Raw genomic sequence first — 17,354 nt, forward strand, 5'->3', positions numbered from 1 at the left:
TGAAAATAAAAATTTACTTAATAGCCTATGGAATTTAATATTCCGGGAAAAACCCCGACAGTTTTGGTTGTTGATGACAACCCTAATAACCTTAAGATTGTTGCGCTTACTTTGCGTGAATTAAACTTTAAAATTGTTATTGCTACAAATGGAAAAGATGCATTAGATCTGGTTGAACGAACCAATCCAGATCTGATATTATTGGATGTGATGATGCCAGAAATGGATGGTTTCGAAGTATGTGAAATCTTAAAATCTGAAGAAAAAAATAAAAACCTCCCAATTATATTTCTAACCGCTGTTGGCGAAAAATCGAAAATTGTTAAAGGATTTGAATTGGGTGGCGTAGATTATATTACAAAACCTTTTAATAAGGAAGAATTAATTATACGAATTAAGACTCATCTGGAACTTAAGTTTACCAGAGATGAACTTCAAACCACAACAGATCACCTTAGCGATTTGAATGAACTTAAAGATCGTATGTTTTCCGTGATTGGTCATGACTTACGGGGGCCTCTGGGCAATATTAAAATGACTTTAGAATTATTATCAAAAGGGTTGTTTGAATACAATAGTGATGATTATAAGGAAACCATGTCCACTCTCGTTCAATCCAGCGAAGAAGTTTCAGAATTGCTTGAGAATTTATTGGGCTGGGCTAAATCACAAAGTGGTATTTTAAAGTATCATCCAGAAGAGATTTCCATGGATAGCTTACTTGAAAGTACTTATTTCATGTTTAAAGGAAACCTGACCCACAAGAACATTAGCTTTGAACCAAAAGTACAGGATAAGCTAACGGTCAATACTGATTCTTACATGCTTAAAATGATAATTAAGAATGTAATATCGAATGCCATTAAATTTACTCATGAAGGTGGAAATATAAATATTAGTGCCGAATCTGTTAATGGCGACATTAAAATATCTATAAGTGACAATGGAGTTGGTATTCCAACAGAAGACATCGCTAAACTATTTAATGAAAAAGAACACTTATCCACATATGGCACAAATGGTGAAGCAGGCAGTGGCCTTGGATTAAAGGTAGCCAATAGCTTTGCAACAAAAATGAATGGAAAACTACTAATTGATAGTAAACTTGGTGAAGGAAGTAAAATCACCTTACAATTACCGGTAAAATAAAACAAATATCAAAAAGCCCCGAGCTACATCTCGGGGCTTTTTATCTATGAAAAAACAGGCCTGTGGCCTAACTGGATAAACAATTTTTCTCTTGAATTATACCTATAACAGTTACAATTAAATAATGGGTGACAAAAGATTTTTTTTTTTTGCATATCCATTAATTTGCCAGTCATTTTAAATCCGTACGCATACTGCTTAAATGTCATGCTAAGGCCAGAAAGGTAAAGTAAGCCTGACACGGAGAAGGATGTTCATAAGAAGGTGTTTCTGCTAAAAACAATTGGTATAAACAAAACATTTTACACCGTTCCACTAGAGTAGATTGATATAAAATGTTCTTAAAAGAAAAAACAGGACAAACTTTTCAGTTGTCCTGTTTCTTAAACTGATTTAAAGAACTGCTACTCCATTAGCCTCGTTTTGCTCGCTCCCATTTTACAGATTGATTGCCTTTCATATATCTCCTGAATCCAAGATATACTGACAAATTCATAATAAAGAAGTAATATGGTATGAAAAGTACTTTGACCTTTATTTCTCTGTTTTCCAGAAACCAACCAATTAAGGCTGCCGAATAAAATGCTACTTGACCAAAGAATAATAGTGTATATATATTTTCTGAATTCATTCCCGCATTATAAGCCAATGTAAAATTTAAGGGCAGTATAAATAATAGCAGCAAAGGTGTCAATGTCCACCTTAAAACTCTATGGGAAATATATTGGAATGATAAAGTTCCATATTTAAATGGATTTAGTAATGGAGAAAGTCTAACTACAGATTGTATTCCACCAGCTGATATTCTAACTTTTCTTTTTAATTCTTCTTTTACATTCGCTGAAGCTGTTTCAATTGCATAAGCATTTGGATTATACTGAATGGTATATCCCGACATCGCAACACGCAATGAAATGATAAAATCATCAAGTAAAGTATCTTTCTCAACCTCTTGCCAAAGCTCAGTTCTGATAGCAAACAATTCGCCTGCTGCACCAACCACCGAATACCATTCGGCATCCCATTTTTTTAGAGTCGATTCATATTTCCAATACAAGCCTTCTCCTGCACCTGCAGCTGCATCTGCACCTTTTTGGTAAATACGCTTCTCTCCAGAAACACAACCTACTTTAGGATCTTTAAACAAGTTTACAATTTCCTGAATTGAATCTTCTCCAAGATTGGTATTCCCATCAGAGAAAATAACAATTGGCGTTTTCACAAACTTCATACCACGGTTCATCGCGCCAATTTTACCTCCTCTGGCATCTTCATGATACACCTCTACTCCATCATATTTTCTCAGCAAATCTGGCGTTCCATCATCCGATCCATCGGTTACCCACACATGCTTCACTTTCTCTTTAGGATAATTCAAACTGAAAGAATTTTTCACTTTTTCATCCACATAATCTTTTTCGTTATATGCTGCTACAAACAAGGTAACCTCAGGCTCATAATCTTCATTTCCTATAAACTTTTTCTTTATGCCAAACAGCCTTCTTAATTTAATAACCAGGAACAATAAAATTCCATATCCCAAATAGGAATAAAAAATAATAAATAAGGCTACCCAAAATAATATCTCTATTGTTTTCATAGTATTTAGTTTGAAGTGGTTTTTAATTTTAATGGTGTTGATTTCGGATTTTTAAAACTTCTGCCGAGAAACAATAAGCGACTCAAAGAAAATCTATCGCAAATTTCTTCAACAATAACAGGTAATAATATCCCAACCAACAGGGAAAATAAAAAGACTGGAACTGTATGATAAATGCCTATTTTATGAAGCAATATTCTTGTGCCTGATGTACCAAATGAGTGGAACAAATAAATGGTATAAGCATAACTTCCTATCCAAACCAACCATTTAAATGTAAAGTGAATTCTCAGACAAACAATTACTCCAATTAGACCAATTAGCAATGCAATTCCACTACTTGCTTTTAATTCGTAATCAAAAATGCCGTACCATACCAATTGCTGAAACACCAATCCTGCAATTAATAATATAGCACATAGCCAATTAAATACTTTATTCTGAAAAATATTCTTGAATCTCTGAATACCTACTCCTAAAACAAAGAATGGCATTAAATACAATCCTCCTTTAAAGCCAAAATAGTTAGACAATGTTTCCGGAATAAAGCTATTTCTTACATATAAGGCGGCAATGCTAAACAGTAACAATACCAACCAAGATTTAACTGAATTCGCAAGTTTAAAAGAGTCTATCATCGACATTACCAAAAATACGATAAACAAAGCCTGTAGGTACCAATAAAATGTATATGGGAAAATTAATATTCTCCAAATATCAGTAAGTTCATAGGAAAAATTGGTTCCTGGTATAATTGCTTGTAATATGTAGTAAGCTCCACCAACAAATATAAGTGGCAAAAATAATCGTCTAATTTTCTTTAGGTTAAAACCTATCAGATTTCCTGAATTTGCTGGACGAAGTGCATAAACCCAACCAGAAATTACAGTAAAAAGCGGCATGCGTAAGTATTGAAAAGTAAAATAAAAATGTCTCAAAAACGAGTCATCTTCCACCTTCATTCCTCCGTCAGAATCTGAACCTATTACATGACCGATTACCACCAAAATGATGGCCAAACCTCTTAAGGTTTCAATCGAAGTATCTTTCTTTAAAGTAGTAGTCATAAGTCTTTAATTTTCGCTAACTCTTTCCCAAATTTCTTTCTCATGGTTGAATCGTTTCACAACCTTCGCGGGATTGCCAACAGCAACACAAAATGGCGGAATATCTTTTGTTACCACACTGCCTGCCCCAACCTGGCTTCTTTTACCAATGGTTACACCAGCAACAACAACCGAGTTTGCACCTATATGTGCTTCTTCTTCAATAATAGTTGGCTTAATGTCTAAAGGCTGTTGACTAGAGTTTCTACCTCCATCGCTATATCCATGATTAAATCCTGCCACGAAAACATGCTGGCCTAAGCCCGATCCGCTTCCCATTCTAACCGGACCAATAATAACCGAACCTATTCCAACTCTAACTCGATCACCCAACAGTACAGGTCCAGAACCGTTGTTTACGGTGCAAAAGTCTTCAATGGTAGTTAATTTGCCAATTTCAAATCTATTCCATGGAAACACGTCAATTCGGCTACGCCTTCTGATTGTAGATCCCTTTCCTTTTTTGTGAATGAAAGGATTTACAAACCATTTCACCCACAACCTAGGTTTTGGATTTCGTTTGGGAGCAATGCTCCAAAGAACAAATGCTTTGAGCCTGGGATTACTTTTTATCTTTTCAATCATAGCTTCTTATTCATCAAAGTTTCTACAACATCAGCAAATTCAACAGCCTTTGCTTCCCAAGAGTTTTGAGAGGCCATCTGTATGCGATTTTGAATACGTTCATCGCTATCATTATTAATCTCCGATAGCAAACACTTCACAAAGTCTTCCTTATTTTTTGCAACAGAGACTTGCGCCTCAAACTCTGGTAAATGAGCAAATGCATTCATCACAACTGGCACTCCCACTGATAGATATTCATTGATCTTCAAAGGGTAAATATTTTTGTTGATATCATTCATCAAGTATGGAATAATTCCCACATCCGATTTTGCCAGTAATGCTGGAACTTCATCTGGTTGAACTGCAGGAAAAAACTTTACATTCTGATATTTTTCCAATCTCTCCTTTATCTCTTGATTTCTCAGATTTCCAGTAAATTCAAAATCAAAATCCTTTAGATTCCGAACTGCATATTCCACCGTATCAATATCAAATCGATGATCCATACTTCCAATATATCCAACAACTTTGCGTTCCTTATCATTGGATACTACTTGTTTGGCAAATTGATTGAAAAGAGAAAAATCCACTCCATTTTTAACCACAAAACTATTGGAGTTAAATTCCTTTTTATCTTCTTTTAAATAATCCGATGTAACAACAATTCCGTCAACAACAGTAGAAAACTTGCGATCCATTGGGAAAATTCTTTTCCCATGACGGCGAGTACCCATTCCATCATAACAGTAGTAAACATTAAGCTTCTCATCAAGTTTACCCACCATAGATAATCCGTAAAACGGATTATAGGCAGTTACAACAATTGGATCCTTTAAACCCAGATTCTTCAATTTTCTCTTTAATCTTTTGCGATAGAGGAAGGTATTAAACCCAAACAGAATCTTGAAAAGACTATCAATTTTTATAAAGTCAACAGGCAAAACCGGCGGCGAAACCAAATGGTATACATTTTCATTGCCATTGGTAGATATCTGTTCACATGTTGGTTTCAAACCCAGCATTCTCATTATCGGAGCCTTCTGCTTTTTACGCCAAGTATTTACAATATCTTTCCAGGTAAACGGATACTCTACAAAAAGCACATTGTTATCCTTAGCTAAAAGACTCATCAATTGCACGGTAGATTTAGTATACTCGCCATACCAAGTAGTATTGGAAATACAAACAATGGTTTCTCCTTTAAGCATAAGCTTCCTCTTTTAAGGTTAATTCCTTATACAACTTAAGATTTTCTTCAGCCATACGCTTCCAAGAAAAATGACTCGCTCGTTCCATACCTTTTCTGCAAAGCTCATTGCGATAATCATCGTCAATAAGAATTCGTTGCATGGCTTGTGTGATCTCCTCTGGGTTATGAGGATCTACAATACAAGCCGCATCTCCTGCCACTTCCGGCATCGACGATGTATTTGATGTAATAACAGGAACTCCACAAGCCATTCCTTCCAAAATTGGAATTCCAAAACTTTCACGCAAGGATGGATACAAAAACAATTTACATTGATTTATAATTGCTGGCATTTCTATGTTGGGAACATATCCTGTTAAAAATATATTTTCAAACTGCTCTGGATGACCAATTTCGTCAAGCAAGCGTTTTAATTCTGCCTTGTCGTAATCCAACATTACCAACTTGTAAGTTTTTGATGATTGAGTATTAAAATCAGCAAAAGCCTGCAAAACGCCCTTTGTATTCTTCTTAGGATCAGTGTTGCCAAGAAAGAAGAAAAAATCATCAGGCAAATTGTATTTCTCCTTTATGGATTTTAGATATGCCTCATCGGTAACTTTCTTAAAATGCTCTCCTACTCCATTGTATATCGCAGTTAATTTTTCCTTACCAAAACCGAAGAATTTCCCAATCCTTTCTTTCTCATAATTGGATACCGTAACTACTTTTTTGCTTCTTTTTACAACATGAGGTACAACCCACCTACGATACATGTTTCCAAACTTTTGATACCAACTTCCTGCTTTTTTTAGGATACTGATACTCTCAAGGTAAATGATATCATGCAATATAACTACCAAAGGTGTTTTGCCAAAGATAGGCGCTGTGTTACTTGTACAGTGCAACACATCACAACCATATTTTTCTACAGCCCTCGGCAAAGCCCATTGCTCCCAAACCGGATAAGGTCCTCCTTTTAACTCTACAATCTTAAAGTTTTCTGTATCCTGTAGGCATTTGTCCTCATCGGGTTTTACAAATACGATGTATTCATTTTTCTTATCTATTTTCTGTAGATTTCGAATCAACTCCAAAGCCACCATATCCATACCGTGCTTTTTGGTTCGAAACAATCTTTGTCCTTCTATCGCAATTTTCATACGCAATTTATGTTAGTAGTCAGTTTTTAATCATTAAACTTGTTGCCCATGTTGGGTATGTATAAACTTTTTGTTCGCTCCTTTTAACTTGAAAAGAGAAGCAAACATGATAAGAAAAGCCTTAGGCAAGGAAAGAATAGCCAGTAGAGTTTCTTTATTGTAGAATTTACGTGGTATACCAAAAGCGAATGCAGCAATGGTAATTCCACAAACAATCGTCCAGTATAATGGAGTTACAGCAAGCTGAACAGCATTTGGAACAAGCAATTCAATCATCCAATATGCAACTGTCATGATTCCTACCAAGCCCAAAAGTAGAATGCGTGGTGGAGAAATCATTTGGTAAACTTTATCGAAAAAGTCAACATTTCCTTTAAAAATTAAATGGAATAAACCTGATAGTACATATCTGCGAAAATAAATGAACTGTGCAGAAAGCCATCTCTTTCTTTGGTTGGCAAAAGCATCTGATTTCTGGATTTTCTCATCATACACAATTGCATCTGGCAAGTACTCTATTTTCTGCTTGTCTTTCAGCAAACGCAACTCTAATTCTTTATCAAAACCTCCAACAGCATTTACCTGCTTCATAGTACTCTTAAAAAAAGCATAATCGAAAGCCATTCCCGATCCGATTAAAGCTGATGACAAGCCAAGTACACGATGTCCATTGCGGAAAATATTGTTATTTAGCTCTTCACTAACTGCATCTAATATGGCAAAGGAAGTATTTAAATTTTTGGCAACTCTATGACCTTGCACTACTTTGTATCCATTTTCGAAAGCCTCATTGATTCTTTCCAAAACATCTTCTGCCATGATATTATCTGCATCTAAAATGCAAGCAATTTCATAATTGTCACCCAATACTTCCATAGCTTTATTTAAAGCCTTTGATTTTGTACTTTTTTCAAAACTAACCTCAATTACTTTTATTGGTAAATTATTCAGTTTCTGTAAAGTTTCTGATTGAAAAGAATCGGCAATCACCACAACATCGAATTGTTCCTGTTTATAAGATTGAAGCAAAGCCTGTTTTGCTACATCTACAATCACAGCATCTTCTTTATATCCAGGAATCAAAACTGCTGTTTTTCTTTGCCTGATATCTTTTTTCCTATTTGGTTTGTACTTTATCAATGAAGCTAGAACAAAAATTAGAATATAGATTGCTCCAAATCCAAAATAGATTAAAAGAATGTATTCAATGATGTGTATAATATCAGTAAGTATAGTCATATGAGTAATAATTTTAAATTAGTAGTTCAAATCATTATAACGCTGGATTATCATGTATTCCTTTATAATGATAGACATTCCAAAACATGGCTTTGTAAAATGACCTTAACAAATCAAATCGAGTGGCAAGTAGATACTTTAAAGTATTCTTGGGAACAGTAATTAAAGTCAGATAGATTAAATTGAAAAGTAAAATCCATCCTTTTGAATTTCTTCGTGCATAAACAATTCTATTTCTTGAGATATAGTAAATCTTTAAAGGACTTTCTTTTCCTGTAGATATCGATTCCTTATGAAATACCAATGATTTTGGCTGATAGTAAACTTTATAACCTGCTTTTTTTACCCTGGCACACCAATCATGTTCCTCATAATAAAGAAAAAACACTTCTGTCATCATGCCAACTTCCTCAATCACTTTTCTAGGTACTATCATCGCAGCACCGTGAATACTATAGGTAAATCCCGGATCATCAAACTGTCCATTGTCCACTTTTCTAAAACCAATTAAATGCTGACGCATGGTAAATGGATTCATAGGAGTATAACCTGCATATTGAATGGTATCTGGCGTATGGTGAAATCGAATTTTGGGGCTCATCATCCCAATACTTTTATCTTCCTGAAATTTCTCAATCATAGGTTCTAGAAAGTCAGGTTCTACTTCTGTATCATTATTAATAAACAACAAATACTCTCCTGTTGATTTTCTAACTCCTAAATTGTTACCTCCTGCAAAACCAAGGTTTTTCTCCGATTTGATAAAAATAATCTCTGGATAATTATTCACAATAGGTGCAGGATCCTCAGTAGGTGAAGCATTATCCACAACAATTACTTCATAATTAGGATAAGTCACCTCCTTTAGGCTTTGTAAAAAGTCACAGGTAACTTGTGCCTGATTATAATTTACGGTGATTATAGAAACTTTTGGATATTCTTTCATAATTGTTGACATTCAGATGAATTTTCTACTTCCTTATCGAATTTTTCTGACATAAATAAAAAAGCCATTGATGCATACACAAGTGGTCCTGTTGGCAATTGTCCCAACACTGCATTTCCATACGAGGCAACCATAATTCCCCAAATTCCTGCAACCAATGCACTCATCTGTGCCTTGACCCAAGGGTCTTTCAACCTAAAGAAAATGACATATGAACTTTTCAGGACAATAAACAAGAGAATAAACAGGTGCAAAAACAAACCTACAATTCCTTGTTCCACCCATATCATAACGTACCAGCTATCGGTTGGAACTTGAGCTGCCAATGATCCCGGAGCATATTTTTTTGCTGCGCCAGTTGTGGACCCTAGTCCTGTACCAATAGGACGAGAAGCCATATAATTCTTTAATTTACGCTGATTTTCTAAACGAACCTGCAATGATTTATCTTCCGGATTAAAAGCCGTTCGCATGCGGTTTATGGTATAATTTCCATTCCCAATTGTGGTGTACTTAAAAAACACCAAAACCGAAATTCCAAGGATAGCACCTGCTACCATCACCTTTACATTTTTCCGCAAAACAGTATACAGGCCGAATCCCATAATTGGTACCGCAATTGCACCTCTGGTTCCGGAAATCATCATACCAAACAAAGCCAAACCTCCTGCTACAGCATACAACAATCTGGTTTTCTTTGATTTCTTTTCATTTAATGCCAAAATTGAAAAGATAACACCAGCATGTCCTTGCGAGCCTCCAAACTGACCTGCATCTGTAAAAAAGGAGAATACCCGCAACTTGCCAAATAAAAGATGGGTATCACTTCCCGGTCCATTTAACCACGCTTGTTCCCAAGGATCCAGACCAATGTTCTTTTGTACTATTCCTTTAATCGAGGCAAAAATGGCCAACACTGCCCAAATCTTAAAAAAACGATCCAAGTCTTTAATTTTATCAAATAAGATAAAAACCAGTGGAATAATTAAAAACATATAAAGACCTATTCCACGCATGGATTGAAACCAAAGTGGACGAGCCGTTGCCATTGGATTAAATAATTGAAAAACAATCCAACCAAACCAAATAATGGCTAAAGTAAACAATGGGTTCTTTGCTTTTTCCCAATGAACATCCTTGAAAAAGGATTGAAAAAAGAGGACAAGTAAAGCAAGAAACAAATGAAAATCAATTATCATTCCATAAGGAATTCCTTTTACGTAACGAGCAAATCCAAGAATGAAATAATTGAGAATAAACATCCCAATAAGTGCTATTTTGGGATTTAAGCAGATGAAATAGATATAAGTTAAAACCAGTGGCATTACAATTATGCCAACTCCGTTCACTATACCCCCACTTGCCAAATATCCCATTCCTAATAATGAAATTATCATCAAGAAAAAAGGAATCGGCTTAGCTAATAAACTAGCCCCTTTTTCCTCCATAAATGGGTGATATTTCATTGTTTTACTCATAGACTATTTATCTCATTAAGAATTTAAAGAAGATCTTAAATAAGCAATCGATCTTTTCTTTTCTGTATCGAGTATTTTATTAACTCTACCAAAGTCAATTTTTTCCTGTAGCTTTAGCTCTATCGAATCATCAATCTCAGTAATCAATCGATCCTCCAAACCAAAAATCTTAAGCAATGTGGTAAAACGTGACATTCCTCTTTTCTTGTTTCCCAAGGCAAAGAATGGTTTATTGAAAATGACACAAAATACAGTACCATGAAACGAATCTGTGATAACAAACTCAGCATCCATAAAGCCTTTTATCCATTCTGTTACTTTTGGACATATACATTGATCCAGTTCTTTTTTTCCGACATTTCTAAACAAATTCTTTGGCATGGTAGAAAAAGACTCAAATCCCAATTGTTTTTCAACCATTTCAACCATCTTAAGAACCCTTGGGTTTCTATCAAGAATATAGGTAAGAAGCTTTTTATTATGCATTGGTAAATTATCGTTTTCAACCAATTGTATATATTCCTCTTTCTCAACCAACATGGTTGGATCCAAAAATTGATCGGCTTTGATATTGAAGTACTTTTCGCACAAATCGATGCCAGATAACTCACGAACCCCAACAGCATCAAATTGTTCAATTAATTTTTTACAGGCTGCTGTTTCTTTATTCGAATATTCCCAAGAATCAACACCAAATGAGGCAGCATAAGAGATTTTCTTGGAACCTTCATTTTGGGGTAAAAAACCTAAATAATGATTTGCTATGTCCGGAGAATACTTTGGTCTCCACACCTGATCACTTCCAACTACCCATGCATCAAACTTTTGCTCTTGCAAAGTCTTAAAATCCTTCTCTGAATTTAAGTAATTGGTTAATTCAATATGCTCATCAATAAATTTACGGGTATGTTGCGCAATGAGGGTAGCCTCCTTCTTTGTAGGCCAAGTTCTCACAACAACTTTCTTCCCAAAACAATATCTTTGCACAAATCTCTTTCCGAATGATAGGGTTTTAAACATCCAGGACTCTCCTTTCGAGGTTCTATTTACCGTTAGCACCTTGTGTCCCATTTTCTTCAAGACAGATTGCATTGCGTAGGCTTGCAAAATACCTCCATAATTGGAATTAAATGGTAATGTTACGATTCCTATCTTCATGTTATTATTGATTAATTAAATTCTTAACTACTTATAAGTCTAAACCAATTTAGCAGGCATTTTACCTTTAAGTTTTGCCAACACTTTTTGTACTGGACTATAAATCAAATTCCTTTCGTATTCATTCATCGACATTTTCCAAAAAACAGGCAGATAAACAGCTACAAAACAAACTATTCCAACTGCAAGTTTTAGCAATGAATCTAACTCAACCCATCTTAATATTACAAAGACTAGCAGACTAAGAATAAAGGGAACGAGAGCCATTCTACCAATTTCTTTCCAAAAACGTGGGATATCAATTTTCTCTTTTTTATAGTAGTAGATATTCATCCCAATCCATTGACCTAATATCATTCCAATAGCAATTGCAACAGCACTACCAATTCCTTGGAACTTGTCAACAAGAATCAATTGTAACACCACACTAAACGAAGCTAATCCCAAATAAAAAAGTGATCGAAATTTTACTTTGTTGCGTGCCAATAGAATGGTAATTCCAATATTTTGGATTAAAGGAACAGTTAACGGAACAATTAGAAGAAGTGCAATAATATAGGTTTGAGCATAATCGGCACCGGCCCAAATAATCACAAACTGCTGACCAAATAAAACAAATCCACACAGAATTAAGGACAATATTATAAACTGAATGCGACCAGTACGAATGAACAAATCGGATATTTCCTTTTCGGATGATTGCTTGGTAGCCATAGCTGTTACCTTAGGCAAAAATACTCCAGGAATAGCTGTTGAGAAGTTACGATACATTTGCTGTAATTGAATGGCTACAGCGAAAACTGCAACTGCCGCCGTACCTACTTTGGCTCCCAAAATCAATTGTCCTGAGCTCCAATACAAGCGATCTACAATTACACCCAGGAAAATAAAAAATGAATACCCGGCAATTTCTTTAAACAAATCTTTTTGAAAGCCTTTAAAGCGTACTTTAATTTTAATTCCATATCTACAGTAGCAGAAATTGGAAACCTGGATAATTACATTTAATACAGTCATCAAAGCAACCATACCAATTGCTCTATAGCCCATCATCAATAACAATATCATTATTGATGTGTTAAAAACAATGTATCCTATTCGTAAAACTCGTTGAAAAACAAACTTTTCGTATGCAGTAATAATTGAATTAAAAATGGTTAACGGAAAAGTAATTCCTAAATTAAAGGTCATCAACAAAATCATCACTTCAACCTTGTATAACTCTTCCGAAGTTAGGCTATCTCCATAAAAAAAATCGACATTAAAATAAAGGGCAATACCTAATGCTACAGCTATTAGCCCAATTGCCGAATAAACCAAAACAAACATTCCATACATGGAATTTAATTCCTTGAGTTTTCCTTCAGCTCTAAATTTGGCAGTATATCTTACAATGGTATTTCCCAATCCAAAATCCAGCACAGTTAAATAAGCCATTATTGAAGCCACAATTGCATACAAACCATACTCGCTCTGCCCCATCATGCGCAACATGTATGGAGTATAGAACAATGCAACCAGATTACTCAAACCAAGTATTCCATAGGAAAGTAGCGCTCCTGCTTTTAACTGATTTACCTGCATAGCCTTAATTATTTTAATTTTTTTGAATAAATCTGAAAAGAGATCACTTTCTTTATGAACCTTCTAATTAAAGATCTTTCTCCTGGAATTTCACCTATCATTTTCTCCATCTCATCCAACTCTACTCCATTCAGAATTACTCCTTGTTTTAAGTGCTGTGTCTGTTTTTCTAATTTTACCAATGCATTTTTATCGGCACTACTCCAACTGCGATTAGCTCTAACGGTAAGCAATGCAAGGTCTGCGTCCGAGAATAATTTTACTGGATAGTTATTTAAATTTATTGATGGAATTTCAACCAATACAAGATCATATGTAGACAATTCCACATTTTTATTTTTTACAAGATTACTAACCGAAGTACATTTTAAAGTTTCACCATCTGCATCAAAAATAAGCTGTTCTATCTCAGAATCTTCGTTATTTTCCTTATGATTTATCAACAAACACTTGAACCCTTTAGTTTTCATGTGTTCCAATAAAAAATTACCTAAACAGGTCTTCCCTTCACCATCTTGAGTACTATAAATAATTGCTTTTATTGGCCCTTTACTTTCAATACCGTTTACCAGATTAAAAATTCCCTGAAAAAGTTTGTTTACTGACAATCGCTTTAATTCCGCATAATCACGTCTACGGGCTTTCTTAAGCATATTAGGAAAAGTAGAAATTACACTAAGCTTGGTTAACTTCTGTGCATTGGCAACATTGCGAATATTTGGATTTAAGAAATCAAGAGCTATTATCACAAAAGCAGGAATGATAAATCCAATCACCATACCTATCAACAATAGTATTTTACGTTTGCTCGGTTCTGATTTCAATGGAAAGTTTGGTTCTTCAGAAACCTTTAAGTTGGTGTTCAACTCCAAATTTTGTTGTTTCAATTTCGCAACGTTCAAACTATGCAAAATGGAAAGGTACTCTTTCTCAGCAATATCAATTTTTCGCTCTAACCTCTTCATTGTTGCTCCTTTGGGAGCATATTCCTTCACCAATCTTTCAAATTCCTTGTTTTTTTCATCGCCCACCAACATTTTTGCACGAGTCGATTCATAAGCAACCACATTAACCAACCATTGATCAAGAACTGATGTGGAATTAATTCCACCAACTGAATTATCGATAAAGTATGCTTGATTGATTGAATTTCTTAATTTTTCCTGAAGCTCAAACGACTTTGCTCTCATTACAGCAATTTCATCCTGATAGTGCGTATCCGTTATGGTGTCGAACTCCGCCTGATAATCCTTTACTGAAATTTCGATATTAAGCTCAGCTATTTGATTACGAAGTTTGATAATTTCAGCATTATTCAACTCTTTCTTTTGTTGCACTGTTAATTTGTCTTCCAGTACTTTCAAAACAGCCTCTGAAGCCTTCAACTCCATTTTCAACTCATTATAATAGGCAGAAAATCGCTCTTTCTGAATAGTAATATGTTCTGATTGCTCGTAGTAGTTGATAATATTATTCTGTTTATTAAATTTCAGCAATTGATCTTCTGACTTATCTAACTTAACTTGTGCATCATCTAGTTGATTTTGAAAATATTTTAAGATTGCATCCGATTGAACTAGCTTGATGGCAGAGTATTTTTCGACAAAAACTTCATTAAAAATCTGTAATGTTTGTTTACAAATTCCAGGATCATTGGATTTGTAGGTGATCTCAATCATGTCACTCGAGTAAAGGCGTCTCACCTTTAGTTTCGAAAGAATTTTTTCAAAGCTATAAACCGGATGATTCAAATAAGATAATTCGTAAATAAAATTCTCAAAATCTTTATTCTTATAGCTTAAGAAATTCTTGTAGGTTTCTTCATAATTTCCTTCAACCACCAATTGAGACACTTCATCAGGTACAATTCGTTTAAGATTCGAATACGATTCTCTGGATATAATTTCCTTTGTTGGTTTTTCAAGAAGCATGTGATGCACAAACAAACGAAGACCAACTTCTTCTGCAGTTCCCCTTGAGTTGATGACATTGATAAGATTATCGAAAGCAGTTATCGTAGATTGCCTGTCCACCTTTGAACTTTCCAATGAGGTTAAATTGGCACCTGTTGCTATTCCTGTGTATATTTTGGTACGAGATGTATAAACCTTAGGCTCATCCTTTGTTAAATGAAATATCAAAGAAAATAACATTACCGGACCTAAAATTAGAATCAAGTAATGTTTTAACAGCAATCGTATGAAGTATATTATATTCAAAATATCTAATTTAAATTCAATTTAATACCTATGGATTCTTGCAACAGGTGAATGGCTACAGTAAATTCGATTCTGATTTCCTCACATTCCAAACGCAGATTTAACAACTGACTTTTCTGTTTTGAATAGTCAGCCAATGGAATTTTTCCATTCCCATAATTGACTTCAGTATCTGCCATCTGCATCTTCATTGTTTCCAACTCTGATGTTTTAATTATCAATTTGGCATGCGATCTAAGCAAATTCCCATATTGAGTAACTACCAGTTTTCTTAGTTCGGAAACAACTTTATCCTTCTGATACTGCAGTTTCATTTTCTCACTTAAAGCCACCTCACGATCAACATTATCAAAAAGTGAGCTGAAAGGTATTTTTAAAGACAATCCAACACTGTACCTCTGTTGTTTTGCATTGGTAGTTCCAGTTGATTCATCTCCCAATGATTCATTAATTATAAGATTATCAAACATCCCATATTTAGCAGAACCTGTAACACTAAAGTAAGACAGCCAATCTTTCTTTTCCGATTTTATTTTCAAATCCTGAATTAAAATATCAGCATCTATCATTTTGAGTAATGGAGAATGTATTACTGCTGAATCAAGCAATTGACCTAATGGAATAATCTTAGTTTTTAAATTATGCAAGTTCAATTCTTTATCAATTACCTCAGAAACCTGAGCATTACTAATAATTGATAAACTCATAATCAAAAGTGAAAATGATATTCTTGTAATATATCCTCTCATTAAGATAAATTTTAGACATTCTCTTTCTGAAATACTGCAGGAATGGTTCTTAGAATGATCCACATATCCTTCCAGAAAGAATATTTACTGTTAGCAATTTCAACGTATTTATTATCCAGACCTTTTCTCTCTTCCGGTGACATCTTTGAAGTTTTACCACGAGCTTCAACCTGCCACAAACCAGTAATTCCAGCAGGACCGTTAAATCGATCCGTCCATTCGTCGGTTGTTAGCATTTCTGCTTCGTACAATGGCAAAGGTCGGTTACCTACAATCGACATATCTCCACGAATCACATTGATTAACTGTGGCAATTCATCAATACTTAATTTTCTAATGATATGCCCTACTTTGGTAATCCTTGGGTCATTTTCGAATTTTACAAAAGCTTTATCCTGCTTTTGTTTTTGGCGCTGGATGTGAGTATTCTCTTCCACCTCTTCTTCATCACCAAACAAAATTGTCGATCCCTCAGCAACACTGTTTTCTTCAATAACCTCTGCAAGCTCTGGTTCAGTTTCCTCTGATTGATACTGATTCAAATGCTCCAACTCCTTTAATCGCTTATCTGCATCAGGATACATCGAACGTAATTTTAAGAAATTAAATATTCTATAACCAGTACCTACTCTTTTAGATATGTAATAAACCTTTCCACTGGATTCCAAACGAATAGCAGCAACAAACACAAGCAACAATGGCGAAAGTGCTATTAATGCCAAGCTTGCAAAAACAATATCAAAACACCTTTTAAAGAATGGTGTTGTGTAAACTTTTACATCTTTATTCTCTTGAATCTTATTAAACTTCATGTGCACCTGTAGCACCTTGAGAAAATTCACACGATTCAAAATCGTTTCTGCCTCAACCGGTTTTGCATAAACATCGCTGATTTTTTGCTCAATTGCACGCTTTATAATTTCAGGTTCTTTCTCGGCAACAAGCAACAAATATGGAATGGATCTTTTTTCATCATACTTCTCAATAAATACAGTATGAAAATCCAAACCATTTCTTCCTGGCAAATCTAATTCGCTAATTACGCCATCTACTCTTTCATTATTTTCAATCCACTCCGATGCTTGCAATGGATTTGCATGATGTATTAGCTTAACCTTCCCGTTCAACTCCTTAAAACTGGACAGAACAGACTCGTCGGAACCAATGTACATCAGTTTCATTTGTCGGTTTGTAGCATTCATGGTAA

The 17,354-nt window shown here is 34.8% G+C and carries 14 protein-coding genes; 1 reads left to right on the forward strand and 13 read right to left on the reverse strand.

All coding sequences use genetic code 11. The annotated features are described in order from the left end of the window. The first annotated feature begins 27 nt into the window (after positions 1–27). Complete coding sequence (locus tag BXY64_RS10880; RefSeq protein WP_120239995.1) at positions 28–1,149, forward strand: hybrid sensor histidine kinase/response regulator; 1,122 nt, start codon at positions 28–30, stop codon at positions 1,147–1,149. Positions 1,150–1,561: 412 nt separating this feature from the next. On the opposite strand, the gene BXY64_RS10885 is transcribed toward BXY64_RS10880, so the two are convergent. The 13 genes from BXY64_RS10885 to BXY64_RS10945 are packed head-to-tail and all read right to left on the reverse strand — an operon-like array spanning position 1,562 to position 17,349. Next, a complete protein-coding gene (locus BXY64_RS10885; RefSeq protein WP_120239996.1) occupies positions 1,562–2,749 on the reverse strand; it encodes a glycosyltransferase family 2 protein in 1,188 nt (395 codons plus the stop codon). A 5-nt stretch (positions 2,750–2,754) separates the two neighbouring features. Then, on the reverse strand, positions 2,755–3,816 hold the full coding sequence (locus BXY64_RS10890) for an acyltransferase family protein (RefSeq protein ID WP_120239997.1): 1,062 nt from the start codon (positions 3,814–3,816) through the stop codon (positions 2,755–2,757). A gap of 6 nt (positions 3,817–3,822) precedes the next feature. Next, positions 3,823–4,440 carry an acyltransferase gene (locus BXY64_RS10895; RefSeq protein ID WP_120239998.1) on the reverse strand — a complete coding sequence of 206 codons (618 nt, stop codon included), beginning with the start codon at positions 4,438–4,440 and terminating at the stop codon, positions 3,823–3,825. Continuing rightward, positions 4,437–5,630, reverse strand: a complete 1,194-nt coding sequence (locus tag BXY64_RS10900) for a glycosyltransferase (RefSeq protein ID WP_120239999.1) — start codon at positions 5,628–5,630, stop codon at positions 4,437–4,439. Before BXY64_RS10900 ends, BXY64_RS10895 begins: the two co-directional genes overlap by 4 nt. Next, a complete protein-coding gene (locus tag BXY64_RS10905) occupies positions 5,623–6,774 on the reverse strand; it encodes a glycosyltransferase family 4 protein (protein ID WP_120240000.1) in 1,152 nt (383 codons plus the stop codon). The genes BXY64_RS10900 and BXY64_RS10905 overlap by 8 nt, the downstream gene beginning before the upstream one ends. A 33-nt stretch (positions 6,775–6,807) precedes the next feature. Further along, a complete protein-coding gene (locus BXY64_RS10910) occupies positions 6,808–8,013 on the reverse strand; it encodes a glycosyltransferase (RefSeq protein WP_120240001.1) in 1,206 nt (401 codons plus the stop codon). A gap of 34 nt (positions 8,014–8,047) precedes the next feature. Then, positions 8,048–8,971, reverse strand: coding sequence for a glycosyltransferase family 2 protein (locus tag BXY64_RS10915; protein ID WP_120240002.1), 924 nt, complete (start codon positions 8,969–8,971; stop codon positions 8,048–8,050). Further along, on the reverse strand, positions 8,956–10,437 hold the full coding sequence (locus BXY64_RS10920; protein WP_120240003.1) for an O-antigen ligase family protein: 1,482 nt from the start codon (positions 10,435–10,437) through the stop codon (positions 8,956–8,958). Before BXY64_RS10920 ends, BXY64_RS10915 begins: the two co-directional genes overlap by 16 nt. 15 nt (positions 10,438–10,452) lie before the next feature. Beyond that, positions 10,453–11,595: a polysaccharide pyruvyl transferase family protein gene (locus BXY64_RS10925; RefSeq protein WP_120240004.1), complete on the reverse strand. Its 1,143-nt coding sequence runs from the start codon at positions 11,593–11,595 to the stop codon at positions 10,453–10,455. A gap of 39 nt (positions 11,596–11,634) precedes the next feature. Continuing rightward, positions 11,635–13,179: an oligosaccharide flippase family protein gene (locus BXY64_RS10930; protein ID WP_120240005.1), complete on the reverse strand. Its 1,545-nt coding sequence runs from the start codon at positions 13,177–13,179 to the stop codon at positions 11,635–11,637. A gap of 8 nt (positions 13,180–13,187) precedes the next feature. Then, positions 13,188–15,356, reverse strand: a complete 2,169-nt coding sequence (locus BXY64_RS10935) for a GumC family protein (protein WP_211334478.1) — start codon at positions 15,354–15,356, stop codon at positions 13,188–13,190. Between the two features lie 47 nt (positions 15,357–15,403). Further along, positions 15,404–16,147 carry a TolC family protein gene (locus BXY64_RS10940; protein ID WP_120240007.1) on the reverse strand — a complete coding sequence of 248 codons (744 nt, stop codon included), beginning with the start codon at positions 16,145–16,147 and terminating at the stop codon, positions 15,404–15,406. 11 nt (positions 16,148–16,158) lie between these two features. Next, positions 16,159–17,349 (reverse strand): sugar transferase, encoded by a 1,191-nt coding sequence (locus BXY64_RS10945; RefSeq protein ID WP_120240008.1) that lies wholly within the window; start codon positions 17,347–17,349, stop codon positions 16,159–16,161. Positions 17,350–17,354: the final 5 nt, after the last annotated feature.

Origin of the sequence: Marinifilum flexuosum (assembly GCF_003610555.1) — a bacterium.
Classification (GTDB): Bacteria; Bacteroidota; Bacteroidia; order Bacteroidales; family Marinifilaceae; genus Marinifilum; species Marinifilum flexuosum.

Excerpts from the sequence above, each read along its gene's own strand:
- BXY64_RS10880 (WP_120239995.1), top strand. The coding sequence starts at position 28 with ATGGAATTTAATATTCCGGGAAAAACCCCGACAGTTTTGGTTGTTGAT.
- BXY64_RS10885 (WP_120239996.1), bottom strand. The coding sequence starts at position 2,749 with ATGAAAACAATAGAGATATTATTTTGGGTAGCCTTATTTATTATTTTT.
- BXY64_RS10890 (WP_120239997.1), bottom strand. The coding sequence starts at position 3,816 with ATGACTACTACTTTAAAGAAAGATACTTCGATTGAAACCTTAAGAGGT.
- BXY64_RS10895 (WP_120239998.1), bottom strand. The coding sequence starts at position 4,440 with ATGATTGAAAAGATAAAAAGTAATCCCAGGCTCAAAGCATTTGTTCTT.
- BXY64_RS10900 (WP_120239999.1), bottom strand. The coding sequence starts at position 5,630 with ATGCTTAAAGGAGAAACCATTGTTTGTATTTCCAATACTACTTGGTAT.
- BXY64_RS10905 (WP_120240000.1), bottom strand. The coding sequence starts at position 6,774 with ATGAAAATTGCGATAGAAGGACAAAGATTGTTTCGAACCAAAAAGCAC.
- BXY64_RS10910 (WP_120240001.1), bottom strand. The coding sequence starts at position 8,013 with ATGACTATACTTACTGATATTATACACATCATTGAATACATTCTTTTA.
- BXY64_RS10915 (WP_120240002.1), bottom strand. The coding sequence starts at position 8,971 with ATGTCAACAATTATGAAAGAATATCCAAAAGTTTCTATAATCACCGTA.
- BXY64_RS10920 (WP_120240003.1), bottom strand. The coding sequence starts at position 10,437 with ATGAGTAAAACAATGAAATATCACCCATTTATGGAGGAAAAAGGGGCT.
- BXY64_RS10925 (WP_120240004.1), bottom strand. The coding sequence starts at position 11,595 with ATGAAGATAGGAATCGTAACATTACCATTTAATTCCAATTATGGAGGT.
- BXY64_RS10930 (WP_120240005.1), bottom strand. The coding sequence starts at position 13,179 with ATGCAGGTAAATCAGTTAAAAGCAGGAGCGCTACTTTCCTATGGAATA.
- BXY64_RS10940 (WP_120240007.1), bottom strand. The coding sequence starts at position 16,147 with ATGAGAGGATATATTACAAGAATATCATTTTCACTTTTGATTATGAGT.
- BXY64_RS10945 (WP_120240008.1), bottom strand. The coding sequence starts at position 17,349 with ATGAATGCTACAAACCGACAAATGAAACTGATGTACATTGGTTCCGAC.